The sequence below is a fragment of the Corallincola spongiicola genome (assembly GCF_004284785.1).
In the GTDB taxonomy this organism is placed as follows: Bacteria; Pseudomonadota; Gammaproteobacteria; order Enterobacterales; family Neiellaceae; genus Corallincola; species Corallincola holothuriorum.
This window is the reverse complement of record NZ_SHLY01000001.1, coordinates 1,194,619-1,217,747: the sequence shown is the minus strand read 5'-3', so window position 1 is coordinate 1,217,747 and position 23,129 is coordinate 1,194,619. Positions and strand designations below refer to the sequence as shown.

Here is a 23,129-nt window from a genome sequence, read left to right as displayed (position 1 = left end):
GCCTGCTGCCACTTTGCGATGGAACTGCCAAGGCTTCGTTGTCACTCTCCATAACTAATTGACCGAAATTAACTGGAGTAATGCGTCGGTCACCCCTCTGCTAGTGCTCTTCGAGTAGCTGTTTGAGCTTTACCTCTCTTGCCATCGGTGACCCGCTGAATCTGCCAAGCAGATGGTAAAGGCAGGGGATGATAAACAGTGTGATGACGGTTGCTAGGAGCATGCCACCGAAGATCACGACACCGATGGCAAAGCGATTTTCCGAGCCAGCGCCGCTGGCAAATAACATAGGCAGAGCGCCGAGTAGCGTTGTCATTGCGGTCATGAGAATAGGCCGTAAGCGGTTCACTGCCGCCTGACAGGTCGCAGTGGTGATATCCAATCCTTTGTCGCGCAGTTGATTGGCAAATTCGACGATAAGAATGCCATTCTTTGTCGCCATGCCTATCAACATGAGTAGGCCAAGTTGGCTGTAGATATTGAAGCTCTCTCCGGCTAACAACAGTCCTACCAAGCCGCCAAGGATCCCTAACGGTACGGTAAGCATCACAACTGCCGGGCTAATAAAGCTTTCAAATTGAGCGGCGAGTACCAAATAGCAAACCAGCAAAGCGAGGCCAAACAACAGCGCGATCTCTCGCTGATTGTCGTAGTACTCTTTCGATTCGCCAGCGAAGTCAAAAGTATAGCCAGGTGGGAGCATGGGTTCGGCATGCTCAATAAGAAAATCGAGGGCTTCACCTAAGGTGGCCTGTTCGGTCAGGTTAGCTTTGAGGTTGATAGATTTCTTCCGCTGATAATGAAACAGACCACGCGCAGAGGCCGTTTCTTGCGCTGAAACCAGAGTGTCTAAGGTGACCAATGCTCCGGCGTCACTGCGCAGGTAGACTTTGGCAAGATCCGCTGCTGATAGAAAGCGATCTTCATTGGCTTTGAGGTAGACGTCATATTCGTCACCGCGTTCTTCGAAGCGTGTTTGCGCTCGCCCGCCCAATAATACTTCCAAGGTGCTTGCAATATCGTCCACCGAGACGCCTAATTCTCGGGCTGCTGGGCGGTTAACCTGCAATACCAATTCTGGTGTGGTTGGGTTGTAGTCAAGCTGAGCGCCATGCATTAGCCCGCTTTCGTCGGCTAATTTCTCCAGTTGCTTGGCATAGCCGAGTAGCTCGGTGTAGTCCTCGCCTTGCAGTACGAACTGCACAGGCTCTCCCATAGAGCCACCAAACCCGGGTTGATAGGGGTAAACTTTTACATCAGGGATGTCGTGTGTCGCCTCTCTGATCATTTCTACAACTTCAGCAGCAGACTCTGAACGCTCACTCCAGTCTTCTAACTGCAGGATAAAAAATCCCTGATGGTCCGCCCAAGTGCCGAAAGCTGGTGCTGAATAATTCAGTGAGCGAACCGGGCCATCGTCCCTTAGCGGTATGAGACGCTGCTCTATCGCTGCCATGCTGTCGAGCATGCGATCATAGCTGGTGGCTTCCATACCACCGACATAGATATTAACGACGCCACGGTCCTCTTTCGGCGCGTAAGCTTTTTGTTGTAGTTGATAGCTGTAAACTAACAAGCCTAAGGCGATACCAATGACCAATAGCGCTGATTTTTGAAACGGCAAGATCTGCTCTAAGACTGCAGCATAGCTATGTTGCAGCTTATTCATCAAACTGTTCATAAACCGGTTTATAAAGCTTGGCGGAGGGGGGGGGCGGTTGAGTAGCTGGCCAGCCATCACAGGGGCAAGCGTCAGTGCGACGATGGAGGAAAAGACCACCGCAGCAGAGAGTAATACGGCGAATTCACTAAATAGCCTTCCCATCTTGCCTTCCATAAACATGAGAGGCAGGAAAACCATCACCAGTACCAAAGTGGTCGCGATCACAGCAAAATTTAGCTCTTTGGTGCCTCTAAAAGCGGCGACTAGCGCTGGTACACCATTGGCGCGATGACGAGATATATTTTCCACCACCACAATGGCGTCATCGACAACCAAACCGATGGCAAGCACCAAGGCCATCAGGGTGATTAGATTGATACTGTAGCCAAGTAGATAAGCAACAGTGAACGCCGAAATCAGCGAGACGGGTACGGTGATCGCCGGGATCAATGTGGCGCCAAGACGACCAATAAAAAGATATAACACCAGCAGCACGAGCACAGCGCAGATAATCAGAGTGGTATATACCTCGTTAATGGCATATCGAATAAATATGGTGCTATCGTAATCAACCGCTAAGCTCGCCCCTTGGGGCAGAAAGCGTTGTAAGTGCGGGAGTTGTTCTCGGATGGTTTGTGCAACGTCAAGGGGGTTGGCTTGCGACATTGGCACGATCCCTAAGCCAATACTGTCAATGCCATCGCTTTTGAACGTGGTGGTGTCTTTCTTCGCACCGATATAGATCTGGGCAATATCGCCCAAGTGTACGCTGTCGCCATCAATATTTAATAGCTGGATCTGTTTGAAGTCATCCGCTTGCTGATATTGTCGGGCAACGCGTACCACCATGTTGAGGCTGTCATTACGTATATAGCCAGCGGGCAGCTGAATATTTTCCTGATTGAGGGCATTGATCACCTCTTTGGTTGTTAAACCACGGCCGGCCATCTCTAAAGGATCCAGCTCAATGTACATCACGCGCTCGACCATGCCTGAGCTATTGACGGCGCTGACGCCGGGCATCAAGCTGAGCCTTTCTATCAGGATCCGTTCGGCAAAATCACTGAGCTCGACTCTGTCCTGCAACGTTCCGGTGAGATTCAACCACATGATAGGCGCATTGTTACCATCATCTTTGCGCACAACAGGTTCATCGACATCATCGGGCAGGCTATTTCTGGCACGGTTAACGGCGTCCCTGACATCACTCAGGGCTTCGAGCATATTGTGTCCCTGCTGGAAGGTGATCGTGATCCCCGACCAGCCATCCCATGATGATGACCAGATGTAGTCAACGCCGTCTATGCCGCTGAGTTCATCTTCAATTGGGTTCGTGATCTGGGATTCTACGATGGAGGAAGCGCTGCCACGATAGGCTGTGCCGATTGATATGACTGGGCTGTCAATGTCGGGCATCTCCCGCACGGCTAACAAGTTGAATGATACCGCCCCAAACAACATGAAGAGTAAGCTCAGTACGATGGCCGATACTGGCCGAAACATGGCGATATCAGAAAGCTTCATACACCCGCACGTGCTATGACGGTGACTTCCATTCCATCTCGGACTTTAACCAAACCTTGATGAACCACTTGCTCTCCAGCACTTAGGCCGCTAGTGACTTCAGCAAGATCGCCATCACGAATGCCGAGGGTAATCTCGACTTTTTCAACGTGGTCGTCAATCAGACGATAGGCATAACGCTTGTGGCCTTCGTAGGCGATTGATTGCACCGGCAGTACTACATTGACTTGCTCCGTCAGCTTTAGCCTACCGGTCACTAAGCTGCCAGGTGTTAATTTGCTGTCACGGTTGTCTATCGATAGTTGTAAATAGACATTAAGGCTTTCGCCACGAACGCGGCTATCGATGCTGGTGATCTCCGCTTCGACCAAGTCACTATTAAGGTGGGTTTGTTGTAGAGTCACTGTTTGTGCGGTAGATAGTCGCCCCAAGTATTTTGAAGCGACAGGTACATTCAGACGCAGCACCGTGGCGTCATCTAACGTAGTGAGTCGTGTTTCTCTAGACACCAGCTGACCTGGGCTGAGGTCAACCAAGCCAACTTTGCCATTAAAGGGAGCTCGGATCGCTCGGTCTTCAAGTGCAGCCAGAGCGAGTTCTACTTCTGCCTGTTGTATCTGTACATCTGCATCTGTCTTATCAACGTCTGATTGAGTGACCGCGCCTTTCGGGAGGAGCCGATGAATGTTGCCCTGGTGGCGTATGGTGTCCTGCAGCTTGGCCTGCTCACGCTTGAGTACAGCCTGTTGATGTCGATCGTCTAGCTGTACCAGCAAGTCGCCCTGTTCTACTTGTTGTCCCGAACGAATTTTTATGTCGCTTATCCGGCCGTCTACCTCGGGAGTGATCTCCACCGCTTGTCTTGAAAAGACCGTACCCTGCAGTGGCACGGTTTCAGCCAGTGCCTGCTCTGATAATGTGACTACCGTGATGGCGACAGGTTTGGTTTCGGCGACAGGCGGGTGAGCACTGGAGGTTCGCCAGCTCCAGCCAATAATTAGCACGATAACAACAGCTAACAATGACAACATCTTCATAAGCTAAGAGACTTCTCTGCAAAAAACTGAATGCTGACTAATTCTTGAGCAGCGACAATCGCGATTGTCGCAGGAATAGCTGTTACATGTCTTGAGACAAAAAGTTAAATCGTACGAGTTAATTGTTAATAAACTATGATTTTTAGTCTGTTACGCACAACGATTACTGGTATGGCCGTGCTAATTCATTGTCAGTTGATGAGATATGAAGGTATTAAGGGCATGATGACGGCGACCCGTCACCATGGATGTGGAACTTATTTTGTTGGGGTGATGTTGCAACGCCTTTGGCTGTGATTAACTCGGTTGTTTTCAACCACAATAAGAGGTGTATTGCCAGATATACCACTATACTGGAAAGCAGAAAACAGCCTTGAATGACAAGACATTTTTGCATTTTCATTCGCCTGTTGAATGACGGTGTTGCAGCCGGCAACTCCTTTGGCCCTTGGTGGCTGACCGATGATTTAAGGTGCTTGATGTAACTATGAAATTTCAAGGCAGATCAACATTCGCGCTGCACAATCGATACATCAGCACCATTGCTTTACTGCTGGTTATGGTTGTACTCGAATTTTGTGCGAGCAAGAGTGCAGCAGCTGATATTGGATTAAGCAGCGACCCCACCGCGGAATTGGTTAATGGCGAGCTGCGCCCAGGCTCTCATGTGAAACTGTTTTTGCCGAATTTACCTTACCTTGCCATCTCTCACGCGGTGAATGCTGCGTTGCTGCGGCCCGAAAATAATGAACGGGGATGGCAGTATGATCTCGCCATTAGCCATACCAGTCATGATGATAAAGTATGGGATTTTGAGTTGCGCAAAGATGCTTTTTTTCATGATGGTCGAGCTTTTAACGCTGATTCAGTCATTGAGAACATGCGCTTTTTTAAGCAGGCGCCTTTCACCTTCTCAAAGTTGCATCTACTGTTTGAGCGGGCTGAGAAACTGGGTGAATATCAGGTCAGGTTTCATCTCAAAGAGCCTTACGGCGCGTTTCTTCACGATGCCATCTGGCTACAGTTTTATACGCCTGAATATTTGGCGAAACATGGTTGGAACGGCAAGCCGACCTGTCCCAACTTAGCTGAGCCAGGACTTTTTGGTATGGGGCCTTATGTGCTGCACAAGGGCTATATCGAGGGAGACAGAAGCAGCCCTGAAGTGGTATTGAAAGCGAATCCTATTTACTGGGGAGAGGATAAAGCCAAGGTCGAAACCATCACTATTTATACCAACCTCACGTTAGCTCAAGCGCGGGAGCAGGTGTTGCAGGACGAAGCGGTTCTGGATCTGACCCCTGTCTCTTTCGCCGACCAGTTGGATACTGTGATGTCACCCTACGCAAAACTGGCGGTGTCGACATCGCTGAATAACTATGCCATGCATATCAATATGATCAATGGCGATCCAGCTCTGCTAGATCAACGGATCCGCTTTGCTATCAATCATGCCATTGATCAGGAGTATCTGCTGAATCTGTCGATGCTAGGGGAGGGCGTGATGTCGCCAACCATGGTGTCTCCGAACTTTTACAAAGTGGACGGTGCGATAGCATCTCTGGCACCGTTTTTTGCTAAGTATCATCAACAAAATCAGACAGATATTGAGAGTTTGAAGCGGCTGGTCAGCGACTATCAGAAAGAGCAGGGGTTAGATCCCAATCAGCCTCTGCAATTGACGGTGGTGGCGCAAGAAAGCTTTCAGTTTTTGATTGGCGATATTCAGTATTTTCTTAGTCAGATCAATATTGCGCTGCAAGTTGAAGTGGTGTCTGCTGAAAAGATCGTTTTTGGACGCTTGTTCGATACATGGCAAGGCAAGAATAAGCCATGGGATCTGTTGTTGTGGGGAAACTATGATTGGTTTAAACACCCTTGGTCTGCATTTTTTGTTTATCGCCCCTTTAATGATTGGTCGACACTTCCTCCTAACCCTTATTTAGATGCTTTGAGTGATCAGCTGCTGAAGTTTAATGTTGAATCCGATGAGTACCAGTCGTTGCTCGCAGAGGTGATCAGGCACGTTTACGAACAAAACTACATGGTCTTTTTACCCACACCTAACAACGTCTACGCGGTCAACAAAGAGGTTAAGTTCGACCCCGGTCGTTCGGCTTTTGTTTACCTTAGAGATCTTGAAGTGACAGATTGGCACTGGTCTATACGCGGCGACAAGCCTTATCCGAAACCGCGAATGGTGCCATTACAGATCAATCGGCAGAACTTTTAAACGAGTGCAAAATGGATGTGATTCAATCGGCGCAGCCGGAAGATAAAATTGCTAAAGAGCGTGTGTTACTTAGACGTGTCGTGCTTCTTTTGATTGCGGCGATGGCGATGCTTGTGATTGAAAGCGTTGTTAATTTGTCTAATCAGAGTCAGGTCGATCGCTCGATTGCAACGATGCAGGCTGCTGCCAACCGTATGGAACGATTGGCCAATCGATTGGCGATGCCACTTGCCGACCTCCGCATATTATCAATGCAGATGGTCACGGCACCCAATGCGCAGGCTATTGCTGATAATGGGCGCTTGATTGATGAAAAGGTGCAGGATCTAGATCAGCGCCTTGAAAAAGCGCGTTCCTATTTTGAAGGCAAGAACGCAGACGAGATAGATCAGGCTTTGTTGGAACAGCTTATTCATGGCTGGGATGCTTATAAGCAGGCATTGGCCGTTACTCGCAGCTATACCGAACAAGGTGTCAGGGTGGCGGCGTTTATTAGCGTGACGCAGCAGGAGCGTGAACATTACGCTGCTTTGCAATGGGCCTTAAAAGAGTTCACCCAAAGCCAATTGCGATTGAGCCAAGTGGTGTATCAATCTACCCAAGATAAATCGGCGCTCAGCTATTACACCATGTTGGGCTCTGCAGTACTCAAAGTGTTGGTTTTTGTCGCAATCCTGTTTTTTGTTTATCGCATGTTCCAGTCTTATATGCAGTCAGTGAAAAGCCACGAACAGGAACAGGTGGCTTTGATTGCCAAGGCGGAGTCTGCCAATCAGGCGAAAAGCGATTTTCTTGCCAACATGTCCCACGAGATCCGTACGCCTATGAATGCCATCATCGGTATGAGTCACTTGGCGCTGCAGACCGAATTGGATCCAAAACAGCGTAATTACATCGAGAAAGTAAATCGTAGCTCGGTGGCACTATTGGGGATCATCAACGACATACTCGATTTTTCTAAGATAGAGGCAGGCAAGTTAGATCTGGAAGTGATTGAGTTTTCGTTGGATAAAGTGATGGATGATCTGGCTGGCATCTTGTCCGTGAAGACTCAGGAAAAGGGGCTGGAGCTGCATTACGATGTTGCTCCTGATGTGCCTGTAGAGTTAAAAGGTGACCCACTTCGTATCGGCCAGGTGCTGCTTAATATTGGTAATAACGCCGTTAAATTTTCTGATGCTGGCGGTGAAGTGGTCGTTTCTGTGCGGGTCGTTTCTGAGACCGATACGCGAGTGACGTTGCGTTTCAGTATTCGCGATGCGGGTATTGGTATGTCGGCAAGTCAGCAGGCGAAACTGTTTGAGTCGTTCAGCCAAGCAGATTCGTCCACGACTCGCACCTATGGCGGCACTGGTCTTGGGCTCGCCATCAGTAAACGTCTCACAGAGATGATGGGCGGGGAGATCTGGGCTGAAAGCGAAGAGGGGCTAGGTAGTGAGTTCTTCTTTACCGTCGATGTCGAGAAAGTCGCTAACGCGGCGGCGCGTTTAAATTTACTGCAAGCGGTTGAGCGGCAAAAGACCCTAGTCGTGGACGACAACGCGACGTCAAGACAGATACTGACCAGTATTTTGCAAAGTTTAAAGTTTGAGGTGACCAGCTGTAGTTCGGGCTTTGAGGCGCTGGAGATCCTTGAACGCACCAGCGCGTCTAATCAGCAGCCGTATCAACTGGTACTCGTGGATTGGCTAATGGATGGCATGGACGGTGTAGATACTGTGCGCATGATCCTGAGCAATCAAAGTATTGTACCAACTCCTGCCATATTAATGATGACAGCCCATGGTCGGGAAGAGCTATTAGCCGCCAGTGCTGAGCTGCAAATTCAAGGAACGTTGTTCAAGCCGATCACCTCATCCACTTTGCTGGAAACCATCCAAAATGCCAGTGGTGGGGCGATTGTAACGCCGAGGCGTCAACCTGGTCACTGCGCGTCTGATCACCAACAAAATGTAGAAAAACTCAAAGGTGCTCAGCTACTGTTGGTTGAAGATAATGTTATTAATCAAGAGCTGGCTATCGAAATTCTAGAGACCCATGGTATTAACGTGACGCTGGCAGAAGATGGCAAGCAGGCGTTGCAAAAACTACGCAAACAGACATTTGATGGTGTGCTGATGGACTGTCAGATGCCTGTCATGGACGGATACACCGCAACAAAGAAAATTAGGCTGCAGCCGGAGTATCAAGATCTGCCCGTGATCGCGATGACAGCTAATGCGATGGCTGGAGATAAGGAAAAAGTACTGGATGCGGGGATGAATGATCATGTCGCCAAGCCGGTGGATATCGATGAACTGTTTAGCACGATGGCGAAATGGATCACTCCTCAGGTTCGCCCTCAGTATGACGCTTCAACTATGACGGGAGACAAAGAAGAAGGGCAAGAGGGCTACCTACAAGATTTCGGTCAGCAACAGACCGATGTGCAGTCTGAGGGTGCAGCTGATGACGTGAACAGTTATAGGCATTTGGATCCTCAGCAGGGTCTACGTTACGCGATGGGCAAGCCGTTTATGTACGTCAAGCTGCTAGGGCGTTTTATTGAGCTGTATGGTGATGACTTTACTGCGCAATATCGCGAATGCTTAGACTTGGAGCCGGAACGCGCGGCCGCGATAAGGTTAGCGCATTCATTGAAAGGTAATGCTGGCAACATTGGCGCTAGTCAATTGCGCATGTTGGCTGAAAAATTGGAGCATGAGACGACTGCTGGTGAGGCTACAGAGCAAAGCCTGGCTCAGGCGCAACAGGTGTTGTCGGTTGTGTTGACGGAGATAGAGCAATACCTTTTAGAGCATAAGCAAAGCGGTCTGCAAGGCGAACAGCCTGAAAACTGCGAACAAATACTCGAGCTGTTGCGCAAGGTGGAAGCAAAGGCGGAAGATTTTGATATTGAGGCCGGAGAGTATCTACCTGAACTTGCACCTTTGCTCAAGTCGGCAGGGATGGACGCGCAGTTGAACCAATTGCGTAAAGGCATAGAAGAGTATGATTTTGATGTTGTCGCTGACGTGATTAGTGAGCTTCGTGGCCAGTTAGTAGGTGGCTGATGGGAAACTAGAGCATCATTGACCTATTGGGTTCTGCGTGCCATTAGCTGCGTTTGTCCTGTCATCTAACTAACCTACTATTTTGCCACGGCACATGATTATTAATTGCTGAGTTAAGTCACAGCGTTGATTTGAACGGTTGGCTTCGTTGCGCTCGTTTCACATATAGTAAAACTATTCTCTATGTTCCCAGAAGGGATGGGTGGCTTGCTAATCAAGAAGTGGTATGCGGTCTTGCTTTATCTGTTTTGTTTTGGCTGTTTTGCCGACGCGTTAACTTTGTCCGCTGACATGAAGCAAACTAGCTTGGTCGGTTATGCCGAGATCTTGGTTGAACCTCAACATGAGATCTTATTTGAGCAGATCATCACGTCCGACTTTGCATCCCGATTTCGACCATTTTCTCAAGCGGAAGTGAATCGAGGTATCACCCATCAAGCGGTATGGCTAAAATTTAGCATTCACAATCCCAGTTCTCGTGCGATCGAGTGGGTGCTGACGCCAGAAACTAGCTACATCGATAATATAGATATCTACTTTACCGCGGGATCTAATTCGCAACAGGCAACCCTTAACCTTTCCTCACGTAATACCCGAGCTGGAGCTAGCTCCGATAGTTGGCAGCATAGGAGGCTTTCTGATTACTTAGCATTTTCTAGTCGAGATATCGCATATCGATTGCTCAATGCTAAGTTTGTCGCGCAACCAGGAGAATCCAGTAGCTTCTACGTGCGATTGAGCTCTAATACGTTAGAAACGATGAATGTGCAGCTGTTTGTTGAAGAAAAGGGGGCATTTAAAGATCGGACACTAACGGAATACTTTCTGTTTGGGATCTACTTTGGTCTGTTTACCGCTTTGGCATTGCTGACGGTCATTTTGTGGTCTTATACGCGCTCCTACTCCTACAAGTACTACATCTATTTTCTTAGCTATCTGGTGTTTAACATCGTTATGTGGACATCCTTAAATGGCTTTAGCTTTCAGTATTTTTGGCCAGGTAGTCCGCAAATTTTTAATCAGAGCTTCCATATTCTTTATCTCTGTGTCGCGATTTTTTCGTTTCTATTTGGTCGCCAACTGTTAAACACCAGGTTGTTGCTACCGAGACTAGATAAACTGCTTTTGGGACTGATTGCACTGTATGTGTTCGCCGTCATTTTGCGCTTGTTTGGTGTTTACGATCTGGTGCTATACATATCGTTCTTCAGCTTGTTATCGATGGCCTTTCAACCTGTGTTGGGCTGGCTTTGCTATCGCAAGGGGAACACCTATGTGTTGCTCTATATTGTCGCCTGGGTGCCTTATGGAATAAGTCTTATCTTGAGTTTGATCTCTGCGTCCAGTCAGTGGTCAGCTTTTGGTATGGGTTTGATCCATCTGACTCAAGCGGCCGTATTATTTGAGTGTTTGATGTTGATTTTGGCGACGCTGGATAAGATGCGTTCAACATCAAGTAAGTTACAACGTCAAGCCCAACTGTCCAAACTTGATCCGTTAACTAACTTGGGAAATCGTCGCCACCTCTCTGACCATATTGCTTACCTTGCTGATTTGGAGGAGCGAGAAGGTGAGTATTGGTTGCTACTTATCGACATTGATCACTTTAAGCAGGTTAATGATCGCTACGGTCACGCTACAGGTGACAAGGTACTGGTTGAGTTAGCCCAGATCCTGAAAAACGAGTGTCGATCGGTGGATGTTGCTATCCGCTGGGGCGGAGAGGAGTTTATTGTACTGATTAATGTGGCGAGCCAAAAGATGGCTTATAACATTGCTGAACGTATCCGCCAGACGTTTATGAACAGTGTGAGCGAGTCAGGTAATCAGACCTTTCGCCATACGTTAAGTATCGGCATGGATGAATTGATATTTGAAAGTCCTGACGCATTTTCGGTTGGTTTAGAAGGGGCTGATAAAGCGCTCTATCAGGCAAAAAATGCTGGCCGCAATCGCGTTGTGTCATTTGCCGATGGCGTTGCAAAGTAGCCTGTTCGTGCTTCGCTAGTCGGCTGTTCGCGACCGCTATTTGATGTATGGGATGACATTAAGCCCTGTGCCAGAAACTAACAAATTCAGGTTTTTCTGGCTAATACTCCGATCTATGGTTTAATCAAATAGGGATGAAAAAACACCTATAGAGTGTTCATCCTGCAAAAAATCACACCTGGATATTCTGTAAGACTGTAAGACTGTTTGGCTGCGTTAAGGCCCTGTTGCGACCCTCGTGATTATATCATCGGCGAGGGCATTGCTGTGGCCAACAAAACATAGCCAGGGAGTAGAGCGGATGACAGTGCTGGATTGGTGGGTAATCGCCGGATACCTCACATTGATGATGTTGGGAGCGGTTTATTTAGGCTGGCGGCAAAAATCCCGAGCAGATTATTACTTGGGTGGCTATAACCTCCCTAGTTGGACGTTAGCGACCTCGATTATCGCAACTCAGTGCTCCACCAATAGTCTGTTGGGAGCGCCCGCATTTGTTGGTTTCGTCGCCGGTGGCGGCCTGCTATGGCTGCAATATGAATTGGCCGTTCCTGTTGCTATGCTGATTCTTTGTTTTGCGTTTTTACCCCTGCGCCATGCTGGCGTGATCTCTATCTATCAGTTCCTTGAGCAACGTTTAGGACTCTCCAGTCGATTATTGGCTAGTGGCTGTTTTCTCGTTTTCCGAGGCGTTGCCACGGGAGTGACAGTTTATGGTGTCGCCTCTGTGATAGCGCTTATTTCGGGGATCTCTTTTGACCTTTCGGTCGTCATTCTTATGGGGATCACTATTGCCTATGATTTGATGGGCGGTATGCGCGCGGTTGTTCTCAGCGACGTCGTACAAATGTTCTTATTGCTTGGCGCTGTGGTATTAGCCTTGGTATTCCTTGCTGATCCGCTGATAGATCATTTTCAGTTGATCAGTGAGAGAACACCGGCCCTGATGAATGATTGGGGGCTCGCATCAGGTAATAATTATGGCTTTTGGCCGATGTTCTTTGGGGGGCTGTTTTTGTATATGGCTTATTATGGTTGTGATCAGAGTCAAGCACAGCGACTACTCTCCGCTGCTGATAGCCATCAAACGCAACGGGTGCTGGTGATGAACGGCTTGCTCCGCTTTCCCCTAGTACTTGCTTATTGCACTGTGGGTTTAGGTTTGGCCGCTTATGCCATTGAGCATGTTGATTTCGTTTCCTCTTTGCCAAAAACAAGTGATGGTTCACCTAATTTCAATATGGTGTTTCCCGCTTTTGTCTCCAGAGAATTTGCTCCAGGATTGGCGGGATTGGCCATTGTGGGCCTGTTTGCCGCCGCTATGTCCTCAATTGACTCGGCACTCAATAGTTTATCTGCCAGTACTGTAGAAGACTTTATCGCGCGTTTTAGAACGTGCAGTGAACGGCAGCTGTTTATCTATTCCAAGTTGTCTACGTTGGGTTGGGGGGTATTTGCTATCGCTTTCTCGTATCAAGTTGAGCGTATCGCGCCGACTATTCTGGAAGCGATAAATAAAGTTGGTTCAATGGCCAATGGCCCGTTGTTGGCGCTGTTTTCAATGGCGGTGTTTATGCCCTCCGTTGGACAACGTGCGGCCATTACGGGTTTTATCATGGGACTGCTCACCAATGCAGTGGTCTGGAAGTTTCTGCCTGAAGTGTCATGGCTATGGTGGAATGTTGTGGGGTTCTTTGCGGCTTGGTTGACCGCTATGTTAGTTGTTTTCCTGAACCGAACCCCGCTTACGTCGCACTCTCAAGGCTTGTCTGTACCTAAACGTATGGTTTATCAATTAGTCGCGATGGCGGCAGTGATTCTACTTTTTTGTGCTTTGGTGACATACTTGGCGGATACGTAAACAGAAAAAGGATGTTTCGATGAAACTGGTTGGTATGTTGGATTCACCATTCGTGCGGCGCGTTGCGATCTCGATGCAATGTCTGCAACTACCCTTTGAGCACCAAGCGCTGTCGGTATTTCGTGATATAGATGAATTTAAAAAACTGAGTCCAGTCGTTAAAGCACCTTCATTGCTGTGTGATGACGGCACCGTGCTGCTTGATTCCAATCTCATACTCGATTACCTGGAAACCTTAGCCAGTCAAAATAACGCAGAAAACCGGTTATTGCTGCCGACGGATGTTGCGCAGCGGAGTCAGGCGTTGCACTGCATTGGATTAGCCATGATTGCTTGTGAGAAGAGCGTACAGATTTATTATGAGTGGAAGTTAAGGCCTGTGGAAAGCCAGTTCCAAGCATGGCTGGAGCGAATATCCGAGCAGCTTGAAACCGCTTATCGAGAGTTGGAGCTTTCATTGAGCCAATGGCCTGCTGCGACTAAACCAAGTGAATTAGATCAGGTTTTGATCAGCGCTGCTGTCGCATGGCGTTTTACCTGTGAGTATTTGCCCGAGTTGGTTCCGCAGTGGCAGTTGCCGATCTTGTCCGAGCTATCGCAGTGGGCAGAAAGCCGACCTGAATTTCAGCGAGCAGGCTTTGGTGAGGATCCCTATCCAGTCATGCCAACGGGGGCTATTTAGTCAATGAATACACACGAAAAGATCAATTACTTAGAGTTTCCGGCGACAGATCTTAATGTAGTCAAAACCTTCTTTCATACGGTGTTTGGTTGGCAATTCATTGATTACGGACCTGATTACACCGCATTCAGTGGCGCTGGAATCGATGGTGGATTTTATCGTGCCGATATTTCTGCCAGATCGTCTAACGGTAGCGTGCTAGTGGTATTTTATAGTGAAAATCTGCACCACACGCAGGAAAAGATAACCACCGCGGGAGGTCAGTTGGTGAAGGATATATTCGAGTTCCCCGGCGGCCGTAGATTCCATTTTGCTGATCCTACGGGTAACGAGTACGCGGTTTGGTCTGACAAGTAAGTCGTTAGCGCGGCGGCAGGTGACCAGATTTCCAGTATAGCTTTGTTAACTCAGTGGTCAGGAACTCATCTCGTTCATGACTCGCAAACCGTAACCAGCTATGCAACGGTAGCTTGCGATCTCGGTGCTCAATACTACCGCTGATTAGGAGGAGTTCATGGCCGCCTTTCTCTGGGCTGATCGGGAGTTTTGTGCCCGCTTGGATCTCCAGCAATTGTACGCGCTCTTCACCGTGGTGATGGAGTAACAGGCTAACTATATTGTCATCGACTGCTTGCCAATGAGCCGTGCGGGTGTTGATCTGTGTTTGTACCTGATCTGCAGGCTGGAATTGACGCAGCTTTACCAGCAGTAAGCAACCATCAATGCTGAATGGTGCATGTGTTGTACCGTTCGGATTACGCAGATAGGTTCCTGCGCGATAATGACCATGCTCGTCATTAAAATCACCTTCCAGCACCAAAATTTCTTCACCGGCAGGGTGTTGGTGGCGATTAAATTTACTGGCCGGAGCATAACGAACCAGACTGGTAGCTCGCGCCTGTTCGTCGCCGATCCTGTCGAGCATGGCACGATGCACGCCAGCCATAGGACTTTTACTCCACACCATATCATCGGCAGAGATGAAGACAGAGGTTTGAAAGTCGGCATTTATCTGCATGTTGGCATTGCCTCTACCGTTCGCTGTTTGGTGGTGTACCAATAGCAGCATAGCAAATATCTGATCTGCTGAAGTGCTGTTGAGCTACAGCCAAGTTATATGGCAGATATAAAAAAAGCTGCCGAAGCAGCTTTCTTTGTCAGTTCTACCGCAGTGATTTAGATAACGGCGGCAATGGCGCTACAGAGTGCGTCCATGTTGTTGCGGGTCATACCAGCAACACTGATGCGGCCTGAGCCAACGATATAGAGGCCGTGCTCATCCTTTAGTGTCGCGACCTGTTCTTTAGTCAAGCCAGAGAAGCTGAACATACCGTTCTGACGAGCGATAAAGCTGAAGTCGCGATCGACGCCTTTCTCCTTTAGCGTAGCAACAAATAGATCTCGCATCTGCTGAATGCGGTCACGCATCTCCGCAACTTCTTTATCCCACTCGGAGTAGAGAGCGGCGTCGTTTAAGATAGTGGTAACGACGGCAGCACCGTGTGCGGGTGGATTTGAGTAGTTGGCGCGGATTAATGATTTTGCCTGACTGAATGCTGTTTCAGCGGTGTCGCTGCACTTCGCAACGAGGGTGAAAGCACCCACTCGTTCATTATAGAGGCCAAAGTTTTTTGAGAATGAGCTGGCAACCAGTAGCTCTTGGTTTGCTTCGGTGAAGATACGTAGACCTTTCGCATCTTCTTCAACGCCGCTACCAAAGCCCTGGTAGGCGAAATCAAACAGAGGTAACCAGCCTTTTTCTGCACTCAGTGCGGCCAGTTGTTGCCATTGCGCTTCTGTTGGATCAATCCCCGTTGGGTTATGGCAACAGCCGTGGAAGAGGACCAAATCCCCTGCAGCAGCGCCTTCCAGTGAGCTAAGCATGGCATCGAAGTCCATATCTTTGGCATCGGCGTTGTAGTAGTTGTACTGCACAATTTCTAAACCTGCAGCAGCAAAAACATTGTTATGGTTTGCCCAGGTCGGATTGCTGACCCAAACTTTTTTGTTTTCAAATTGTGAAGCGTAGAACTCTGCTGCGATACGGAGCGCACCAGTACCGCCTGGCGCTTGTGCAGTACGCGCACGTTTATTGCTAACAATATTGGAAGCTTTACCAAACAGTAGCGCCTGCACTGCAGCGCCATAAGCCGCATTACCTTCAATGCTCAGATACGACTTGGTTTTCTCACTCTCTAGCAGAATAGCTTCGGCTTTTTTTACGGTCGCTAAAATAGGGGTTTGGCCCGCTTCATCTTTGTAGATGCCAACACCGAGGTTGATTTTGGTATCACGAGGATCAGCTTTGAATGCTTCTGTGAGGCCAAGAATGGGGTCAGCTGGAGCGGCTGAGATCTGCTCGAACATAAGTGGGTCCCTATACAATTTGTGATTAAAAAAATGGCGCAGCCGAAGCGCAATGGCGCTAAGCGTATATGATGCGTGAATAACAGACAAGCGCTGCGGCAGTTGAAGTTGCTAAGGGATTGATCTGGTTAAAAGGAAGAGCCTGGCAGGGTGAGAAATTCCAGTTCCTCTTGGCTGCTGTTTCGGCCTAAAGTCGCATTGCGGTGAGGGTAGCGTCCAAAACGTTCAATGATAGCTTTATGTTGCAGCTCTGAGTGTAAGTTGCGTTCTAACCCAGGCTGAGAAAACAGAACGACCGCTTTCTCATGCGCCGATATCGATTCACTGTGCATAAAGGGCATATAGATAAATGCCCGTTGATTGATCGGCAAGGTTTTGTCTGCCCCGCAGTGAACAGCCTGTTCTGCGAGGGCAAGTGCTTGTGGATCCTGGGCAAAGGCTTGTGCTGTATTGCGCCAGATATTTCGCGAGAATTGATCTAACAAAATAATTTCCGCCAAGCGACCTTGTGGGTCGCTACGCCAATGATCAAGTTGCTTTTCGATCGCTAACTCGAGTAACGGCAAAAAACGTTGCTCAACGATGCGATCAAACGATTCGGACTTTTGCCACCATTGTATTGGTTCGCATTCGTTAAACCAAAAATCGGTGACAGCATTGAACTCATCGCGGGCCATAGGTTAGATCCCGTCAGGGCGTTCGTAACAGTATTTCACTGCGTCAGCGAGCAGTTGCAATGCGGTTTGTTCACAAGGAGCGAGTTGCGCATCTGTTTGTTTTAAAGGTGTGACTCGCTGACCCCAGCGGATCAGGGCTGATGCCCAGGTCAATCCGGCGCCAAATGCGGCTGTTAGTATCTTATCACCCGGTTTAATCCGTCCTTGCTCCAGCGCTTCGCAGAGAGCAATGGGCACTGTTGCAGCGGAGGTATTGCCGTAATTCTCTATGTTCACGAAAGCTTTTTCCTGCGGCACATCCATCTGCTGACAAAGGGCTTCAATTATTCGCTTATTGGCTTGATGAGGGATGACAATATCAATATCGTCTTGGTTCCAACCTTCTCGTGCCATCACGGTTTGTGCCGCACCACACATCCCCTTAACTGCACGTTTAAATATCTCTCGACCAACGAAGTTGAAGTCAAAGTAGCCGTTATTTTGATCGAATCTATCCATGGCTGAGCCAAAGTTTGGGATTGCTAATATATCTCTGCCTTCGGCATCACAACCTAATTGAGATTGTTGTAATCCTAATGGTTCATCCGTCTCTCTAAGAACCACTGCACCTGCGCCGTCGCCAAATAACACTGCAGTGTCTCGTTGGCTCCAATCTAACAAGAATGACAGCCGCTCGGCACCGATGACCAGAGCGTGTTTGTAAGCACCGCCTTGGATCATGCGAGTCGCTAATTCTAAGCAGTAAACGAAACCGGTACAGGCAGCATTCACATCCATTGACGCAGCGTTAATCGCACCTAACTGGCGTTGTACCTTGGAGGCGATATTGGGTACTAAGGTATCAGGGCTGGCGGTCGCTATGATGATGAGGTCGATCTGATCCGCGGATATGTCGGCGGCAGCAATGGCTTGTCGTGCTGCTTGTTCGGCAAGATCGGAAGTGTGCACATGACTGATGCGCCGGGCAGCAATGCCTGTTCTGCTTCGGATCCACTCATCAGAGGTTTCCATAAAGCTACTCAGATCATCATTAGTCAATTCCGCTGGAGGTAAGCACTTACCCCATCCAACAATTTCTGCGTATGTCATAGCATCTCGTTTGTCTGATCACATCTCACTCTATTCTTGCACATCCAGCAGGAACAATGCACGAGGGCGCGGTGATACTCTGTGATCAACACCTCGTACCAGTTGTTGTTAGTGATAGCAAAGCGTCTATTTGTTGACTACTTTTAGAAGGAGTAAATTGTCTCTTGAGTGAGGGAAAGGCGATGGATTTAACAAATTGTCACGCATTTGATCCTAATATCTTGTTGGGTATTGTGAATGAGAAGCTCCGCTTAGAGTGCACTGATGTCGGGGACCTTAGCAGCTGTTATGACATGAACGCAGAGTCGGTGAGCGACCGATTGGCGGAAATAGGTTATCAGTATGACCCATTGACGAATCAGTTTAAGGCTCGTTAACTGATGACGGTCGATTTCTTCCATCAAAAAAGGCGCTTAAAGCGCCTTTTTTGATTTTCAATTGCGACTTAACAATTGAAGTTATGATAGACCGGCGTATAGATTTCGTAATCTACTTTGACGCGCTTTAAACCGTATTTTTTGGCGTGTTTGCTGGAGCCAATCTTCTCTACTTTGTCACTGCCGGTCCACTCCATGATGGGATCACCGGCAGATTTTGCATAAACGTAAAATGCTTTTTCTTTTGTGCTTGCGACGTAAGCACTTTCGCCACCGTCTAATTGCCGCCACCCACTCGTTACCCATTCTCCGTTTAGGTTTTTGTAGTTGATCGCAGCATAAACAGGAAAGCGGCACTCGTTTACGAGATGGACATTATGATACTTCTCATGTTGGAAGTTATGAACCATGGTTTGATCGTCTTCTATACCGTTTTTCCAGCCTATCAGACGTTCACGCAGGTTATTGTCGAATGGGGTGGCAAAGTTATGACTCATGGTACCAACAGAAAACAGCCCCACAGCGTAATATTTGTCATCGAAATCTTTGACGTAGGCAACGGCGCCACTCATGCCGGGGCTGGTATCACATTTATGTACTAGGGTATCGCCCATCGGGGAGTGGTCTTCATCCCATGAGCTTTGGCAGTGGGTTGTCCACTGTGTGTGTAGTGTTTTGTCGGAAGGGTAGCCGGTTAAATGGATGTAGGGGGCTAGGCTCTTTTGGTCAACCGTTTTTAGCTCCATAAAACCAATACGCTTGGCGACAGGGCGGTCCAATTCCGCAATCGCGATGTCGAGATCTAATGCATCGGTGAGGAAAGAGTGAAATTCAGCATTAGATTGCGCGTTGTACTTAGCGAGTGCGACAGGCTTAAGCTTCTTGGCTTGGCGTATATAACGCTTGTCAACGTAGGCACGCTTAATCTGGTAGACACCAAAGGGGCCATGGGCACTACCATTTTTACCTGGAATAAAGTACGGGTTGCGCTTCCATTGCTTGTTTTCCTGCACATCAAAGAGACAGTGAGCAGCCGTGACTACATGGGTCTTGTCAATCAGTGTTGCAGTGCAGGTAGCTTTATCGGCCTGTATTAGGCCTATTGCGCGGTAAGGGTACACGTGGGTGCTGACAACGTGTGAACGTTCATCGCTCCCTATCACTTCAGCACCTAGTTGGGCGCTTGTCACTACTGTCAGCGCCAAAAGCGCACTGGTGAGTAACTTTTTCAACGTGTATACAACCTCTTGAAATGTTCCATAAATAGTAGCATCTGCTTAACCGGATACAACATCTTGTGTCCCAAGCTGTGATCTAGTCGAAGATTTGCTCATTTCGTTGGTATCTTAGCATGTTTAGGCGGAGCTTTTTTCCTGTTTTTTTCTCATGTAGAGCTTACTTAAGCGCAACTTTCGCTTGTCGAAAATCGTTTGCGTGGGTTCAGCAACATCATTCAGTGATTATAGGGCCAAGGTTATCAGCCTTTTTAAATATGTCTGAATGAGAATATCTTGTTAATTATTTATATTTATAATGTTTATTATTAATTAATTGGCTATAAATTGAACTTCTTTGTCATGCTGTAATTTATAGGTTTAAGTTAACCGTTTAATTTGTTTTTGTTGTAAATGTAAAATACTTTGTGATTATTTCTTTTAAATATATATATACATTGTTCCGCTGTTCCTATTTTATTTGACCTTCTTCTCATAATTATTCTCTTCCTGTTTTTAAATGAACTTTCTATTTTAATGTTCACCACGAGCTATGAAGTGTTAGCCAGATTGGCTATTAATAAAACGAAAGGAAGTAATAATGAATAAAATAAATAGTAAGCTCGTGCCTTTAGCTTCAGCTGTTGCTATGGCAATTTTTTCTTCTCAAGTGGCTGCGGTTGAGTTTCATGGTTATGGTCGTGCAGGTCTTTCAACAACCACAAATGGTGGAGAGCAGGCCTGCTTTGGCAGTGGTGGCGGTGGCCACTGGGTAGGGCGTTTGGGTGATGAGTGCGATACCTATATGGAGATTGGCTTAGGGCAAGAGTTATATAATAGAGATGGTGTCACCTTTAAAATGGAAAGCATGATTTCCTATCGTCAATTTAATCAGGGCAATGATTATCAAAGTGTTGCTGGTGAAAAAGCAGGCGATTCTAATCCATGGAGTGGTGGTGATACTGCACTGCGTCAATTAAATGTACAAGCGAAAGGATTATTTGATTTTGCTCCTGAATCTACTTTGTGGGTCGGTAAAAGATTTTATCAGCGTAAAGATGTTCATATCATGGACCTCTATTATGTTAATAATTCTGGTTATGGTGTGGGCCTTGAGGGGATTGGACTTGGACCAGGTAAATTGTCAGTAGCTTTGACTCAAATGGATACAGAAGATGCCAGTCTTATTCTTGATGGTATTGAGATTGACGAGCCAACTAATGACCGTGCCAATGTTCAGCACAATAAATTAGATGTGCGTTATGCGGGTATTCCTCTTTGGCAAGGCGCTTCACTTGAGTTAATTGGTATCTATGGTTGGACAGACTTCACTGACGACCAGGAAGACGCTAATGATTATTTAGATAAGCAAGATGATGACGGCATGTTCTTCACGGCAGAAGTGAGTCATGCATTGATGGGCGGATTCAATAAGGTTGTATTCCAGTACTCCACGGATGCATTGGCTGAGTCAGGTTGGGGCAACCATGGTGGTGGTAACGTCTGGCATGATGGTTGGACCGAAGCATCTGAAAAAACATTCCGTATTCTGGATTGGGGTGTGGTGAAACTGCATCAAGATGTGGATTTAGGCTATGCCTTCCTCTATCAAAAAGCCGATCAGAATGGCATGTCAGCTAATGGACGGGATGAAAAAGAGCGCGTCAGTGCGGTTCTTCGTCCGAGCTATAAGTGGAATAACTATACCAAGACAACCCTTGAACTGGGTTATGATCGCGTGAAACAGGGGCATTGGGCTGATGATGAACGTGGGCGTGATTTAGATGACGGTGTCGATCTGTACAAGGTCGTTGTTGCTCAGGAATTCACTGCGGGTCGTGGTTTCTTCGCGCGCCCAGCACTGCGTTTGTACGCAGGTTCGTTTTGGGGTGACCAAGCGAAAAATAACTATTTCTTAGATCGTGAACCAGATGATGGTCATACCGGCACGACTGACTACCAGGGAATTGATGGGGAAGTTCGTTTCGGTGCGCAGGTTGAAGCCTGGTGGTAAGCGAAACCTTCGTTGAGAAAACCCACACTCTGAGTGCCAATTAGAGTGTTTTGATTTTAGTCATATATATTATTTGCCAAGTGTTTTGGTGGCCCGGTGACTTTCACCGGGCTTTTTTATTGCTGAAATCGGTATCAAGCCCCTGTTCTAGGGTCGCTGCGTTGAACTAATCTTACTACTGGCTTATCCAACTCTTTACTGAGGTATGACTCTGAACATGATTGGAGGCAGCTTGGCATTTGGGCATTTAACTCAATATTTTATGGCATTCATTGTCAGCTTGAGTCTGTTGCTTAGCAGTGCGGACCTGTTTGCTGCGGCAAAGGCGCGCCCGCCGATAACATCCTCTAAATATCCGGTTAAGCTGAAGCCTTTCTGGGCCAAGCCAATGTCACAGCGTATTTTACCCAGTACCAAGCCAGACTATAAGCCTTATGATCCTTATGCCTATGGCTCTAACGAGAGTAAACAAAGGGAGCCTTTGCTTGTGCCGCGGGGCGATGGTGCCAGAATAGGACAAGATTTAGATTTGAATCTGTTACGGCCAATAGAGATTCAGCCGAGAGTGTATCCCTGTGCGGATGGCTATGAATACAACCCCGCTTTGTTGCGCTGTCAGCCGACCCCATGATCTGATTACTGTTGAACGTGTAGCGGCATAAAAAAACCACCTTGTGGTGGTTTTTTTGGCTCGGATTGGTCATTCGGAGCTATTTATGGCGTTCCTGCAGTTTTGCCGATACATCAGCCAGGCATAACTCTTCCTGTTGCAGTAGCACTAACAGGTGATAAATCAGATCGGCACTTTCGCTAATCAGCTCTTCTTTATCATGGACGGTGGCCGCTAAAGCTGTTTCTACACCTTCTTCGCCAACCTTCTGTGCGATACGTTTAGTGCCTTTAGCATACAGGCTGGCAGTGTAACTGGAGCCGGGATCGGCACCTTTGCGAGAAGCAATCACTTTTTCCAACTGGCCGATAAAGCTTAATGTTGGTTGCTGCTTTGGTGTCCAACAGGTTTCAGTACCTAGGTGACAGGTAGGGCCGTTCGGGCGTGCTAAGACGAGCAGAGTGTCATTGTCACAATCGGCAGAGATCTCCACCAGATCGAGAAAGTTGCCTGAGCTTTCACCCTTGGTCCACAAGCGCTGTTTGCTTCGCGAGAAGAATGTGACTTGCTGGCTATCGACAGTTTTCTGCAAGGCATCTTTATTCATGTAGCCAAGCATCAGAACTTTACCCGTGTCGATATCTTGAACCACGGCGGGCATTAAGCCATCTACTTTTTCCCAGGCCAGGGCATCAAACTGTTGTTGATCCAACATGGTTATTCCTTAATTTATATATCT

17 protein-coding genes are annotated in these 23,129 nt (G+C 47.7%); 9 read left to right on the top strand and 8 right to left on the bottom strand.

Translation table 11 applies throughout. The features are described 5' to 3' along the window. Nucleotides 1-100: 100 nt before the first annotated feature. Complete coding sequence (locus tag EXY25_RS05315; RefSeq protein ID WP_130565958.1) at nucleotides 101-3,187, bottom strand: efflux RND transporter permease subunit; 3,087 nt, start codon at nucleotides 3,185-3,187, stop codon at nucleotides 101-103. Next, the gene (locus EXY25_RS05310) at nucleotides 3,184-4,224 is read right to left on the bottom strand and encodes an efflux RND transporter periplasmic adaptor subunit (protein WP_130565957.1); all 1,041 of its coding nucleotides are present in this window, start codon (nucleotides 4,222-4,224) and stop codon (nucleotides 3,184-3,186) included. The genes EXY25_RS05315 and EXY25_RS05310 overlap by 4 nt, the downstream gene beginning before the upstream one ends. A 487-nt stretch (nucleotides 4,225-4,711) precedes the next feature. Between EXY25_RS05310 and EXY25_RS05305 the strand changes: the two genes are divergently transcribed. From EXY25_RS05305 to EXY25_RS05280, 6 genes are all read left to right on the top strand, one after another. Continuing rightward, nucleotides 4,712-6,457 (top strand): ABC transporter substrate-binding protein, encoded by a 1,746-nt coding sequence (locus EXY25_RS05305; RefSeq protein WP_130565956.1) that lies wholly within the window; start codon nucleotides 4,712-4,714, stop codon nucleotides 6,455-6,457. A gap of 11 nt (nucleotides 6,458-6,468) precedes the next feature. Further along, nucleotides 6,469-9,510 carry a response regulator gene (locus EXY25_RS05300; protein WP_130565955.1) on the top strand — a complete coding sequence of 1,014 codons (3,042 nt, stop codon included), beginning with the start codon at nucleotides 6,469-6,471 and terminating at the stop codon, nucleotides 9,508-9,510. 207 nt (nucleotides 9,511-9,717) lie between these two features. Beyond that, the gene (locus EXY25_RS05295; protein ID WP_165419267.1) at nucleotides 9,718-11,499 is read left to right on the top strand and encodes a sensor domain-containing diguanylate cyclase; all 1,782 of its coding nucleotides are present in this window, start codon (nucleotides 9,718-9,720) and stop codon (nucleotides 11,497-11,499) included. A gap of 301 nt (nucleotides 11,500-11,800) precedes the next feature. Further along, a complete protein-coding gene (locus EXY25_RS05290) occupies nucleotides 11,801-13,360 on the top strand; it encodes a sodium:solute symporter family transporter (protein ID WP_130565953.1) in 1,560 nt (519 codons plus the stop codon). Between the two features lie 19 nt (nucleotides 13,361-13,379). Continuing rightward, nucleotides 13,380-14,042, top strand: a complete 663-nt coding sequence (locus tag EXY25_RS05285) for a glutathione S-transferase (RefSeq protein WP_130565952.1) — start codon at nucleotides 13,380-13,382, stop codon at nucleotides 14,040-14,042. 3 nt (nucleotides 14,043-14,045) lie between these two features. Next, nucleotides 14,046-14,399 carry a VOC family protein gene (locus EXY25_RS05280; RefSeq protein WP_114337846.1) on the top strand — a complete coding sequence of 118 codons (354 nt, stop codon included), beginning with the start codon at nucleotides 14,046-14,048 and terminating at the stop codon, nucleotides 14,397-14,399. Nucleotides 14,400-14,403: 4 nt separating this feature from the next. On the opposite strand, the gene EXY25_RS05275 is transcribed toward EXY25_RS05280, so the two are convergent. The 4 genes from EXY25_RS05275 to EXY25_RS05260 all read right to left on the bottom strand — a co-directional run bounded on the left by EXY25_RS05275 (nucleotide 14,404) and on the right by EXY25_RS05260 (nucleotide 18,175). Then, nucleotides 14,404-15,111, bottom strand: coding sequence for a cupin domain-containing protein (locus EXY25_RS05275; RefSeq protein ID WP_246019502.1), 708 nt, complete (start codon nucleotides 15,109-15,111; stop codon nucleotides 14,404-14,406). A 107-nt stretch (nucleotides 15,112-15,218) separates the two neighbouring features. After that, nucleotides 15,219-16,409, bottom strand: a complete 1,191-nt coding sequence (locus EXY25_RS05270) for an amino acid aminotransferase (RefSeq protein ID WP_130565951.1) — start codon at nucleotides 16,407-16,409, stop codon at nucleotides 15,219-15,221. Between the two features lie 128 nt (nucleotides 16,410-16,537). Next, nucleotides 16,538-17,086 carry a DUF924 family protein gene (locus tag EXY25_RS05265; protein ID WP_114337849.1) on the bottom strand — a complete coding sequence of 183 codons (549 nt, stop codon included), beginning with the start codon at nucleotides 17,084-17,086 and terminating at the stop codon, nucleotides 16,538-16,540. 3 nt (nucleotides 17,087-17,089) lie between these two features. After that, nucleotides 17,090-18,175: a ketoacyl-ACP synthase III gene (locus tag EXY25_RS05260; RefSeq protein WP_130565950.1), complete on the bottom strand. Its 1,086-nt coding sequence runs from the start codon at nucleotides 18,173-18,175 to the stop codon at nucleotides 17,090-17,092. 182 nt (nucleotides 18,176-18,357) lie between these two features. On the opposite strand from EXY25_RS05260, the gene EXY25_RS05255 reads away from it, so the two are divergent. Next, nucleotides 18,358-18,552 carry a DUF4250 domain-containing protein gene (locus EXY25_RS05255; RefSeq protein ID WP_130565949.1) on the top strand — a complete coding sequence of 65 codons (195 nt, stop codon included), beginning with the start codon at nucleotides 18,358-18,360 and terminating at the stop codon, nucleotides 18,550-18,552. Between the two features lie 68 nt (nucleotides 18,553-18,620). Here EXY25_RS05255 and EXY25_RS05250 read toward each other — a convergent pair whose 3' ends face one another. Next, a complete protein-coding gene (locus EXY25_RS05250) occupies nucleotides 18,621-19,784 on the bottom strand; it encodes a trypsin-like serine protease (protein ID WP_130565948.1) in 1,164 nt (387 codons plus the stop codon). A gap of 583 nt (nucleotides 19,785-20,367) precedes the next feature. Here EXY25_RS05250 and lamB point away from each other — a divergent pair. Both lamB and EXY25_RS05240 read left to right on the top strand, forming a co-directional pair. Further along, the gene (lamB, locus tag EXY25_RS05245) at nucleotides 20,368-21,780 is read left to right on the top strand and encodes a maltoporin LamB (RefSeq protein WP_114337853.1); all 1,413 of its coding nucleotides are present in this window, start codon (nucleotides 20,368-20,370) and stop codon (nucleotides 21,778-21,780) included. A 232-nt stretch (nucleotides 21,781-22,012) separates the two neighbouring features. Continuing rightward, complete coding sequence (locus tag EXY25_RS05240; protein WP_207232107.1) at nucleotides 22,013-22,411, top strand: hypothetical protein; 399 nt, start codon at nucleotides 22,013-22,015, stop codon at nucleotides 22,409-22,411. Between the two features lie 79 nt (nucleotides 22,412-22,490). Here the strand turns inward: EXY25_RS05240 and hisIE are convergent, their stop codons facing one another. Beyond that, complete coding sequence (gene hisIE / locus EXY25_RS05235) at nucleotides 22,491-23,105, bottom strand: bifunctional phosphoribosyl-AMP cyclohydrolase/phosphoribosyl-ATP diphosphatase HisIE (protein ID WP_114337855.1); 615 nt, start codon at nucleotides 23,103-23,105, stop codon at nucleotides 22,491-22,493. Between the last annotated feature and the right edge of the window lie 24 nt (nucleotides 23,106-23,129).

Coding starts and splice junctions, on each gene's coding strand:
- EXY25_RS05265 (WP_114337849.1), bottom strand. CDS start 17,086: ATGGCCCGCGATGAGTTCAATGCTGTCACCGATTTTTGGTTTAACGAA.
- EXY25_RS05260 (WP_130565950.1), bottom strand. CDS start 18,175: ATGACATACGCAGAAATTGTTGGATGGGGTAAGTGCTTACCTCCAGCG.
- hisIE (WP_114337855.1), bottom strand. CDS start 23,105: ATGTTGGATCAACAACAGTTTGATGCCCTGGCCTGGGAAAAAGTAGAT.
- EXY25_RS05305 (WP_130565956.1), top strand. CDS start 4,712: ATGAAATTTCAAGGCAGATCAACATTCGCGCTGCACAATCGATACATC.
- EXY25_RS05255 (WP_130565949.1), top strand. CDS start 18,358: ATGGATTTAACAAATTGTCACGCATTTGATCCTAATATCTTGTTGGGT.
- EXY25_RS05300 (WP_130565955.1), top strand. CDS start 6,469: ATGGATGTGATTCAATCGGCGCAGCCGGAAGATAAAATTGCTAAAGAG.
- EXY25_RS05280 (WP_114337846.1), top strand. CDS start 14,046: ATGAATACACACGAAAAGATCAATTACTTAGAGTTTCCGGCGACAGAT.
- EXY25_RS05315 (WP_130565958.1), bottom strand. CDS start 3,187: ATGAAGCTTTCTGATATCGCCATGTTTCGGCCAGTATCGGCCATCGTA.
- EXY25_RS05285 (WP_130565952.1), top strand. CDS start 13,380: ATGAAACTGGTTGGTATGTTGGATTCACCATTCGTGCGGCGCGTTGCG.
- EXY25_RS05275 (WP_246019502.1), bottom strand. CDS start 15,111: ATGCTGCTATTGGTACACCACCAAACAGCGAACGGTAGAGGCAATGCC.
- EXY25_RS05270 (WP_130565951.1), bottom strand. CDS start 16,409: ATGTTCGAGCAGATCTCAGCCGCTCCAGCTGACCCCATTCTTGGCCTC.
- lamB (WP_114337853.1), top strand. CDS start 20,368: ATGAATAAAATAAATAGTAAGCTCGTGCCTTTAGCTTCAGCTGTTGCT.
- EXY25_RS05310 (WP_130565957.1), bottom strand. CDS start 4,224: ATGAAGATGTTGTCATTGTTAGCTGTTGTTATCGTGCTAATTATTGGC.
- EXY25_RS05290 (WP_130565953.1), top strand. CDS start 11,801: ATGACAGTGCTGGATTGGTGGGTAATCGCCGGATACCTCACATTGATG.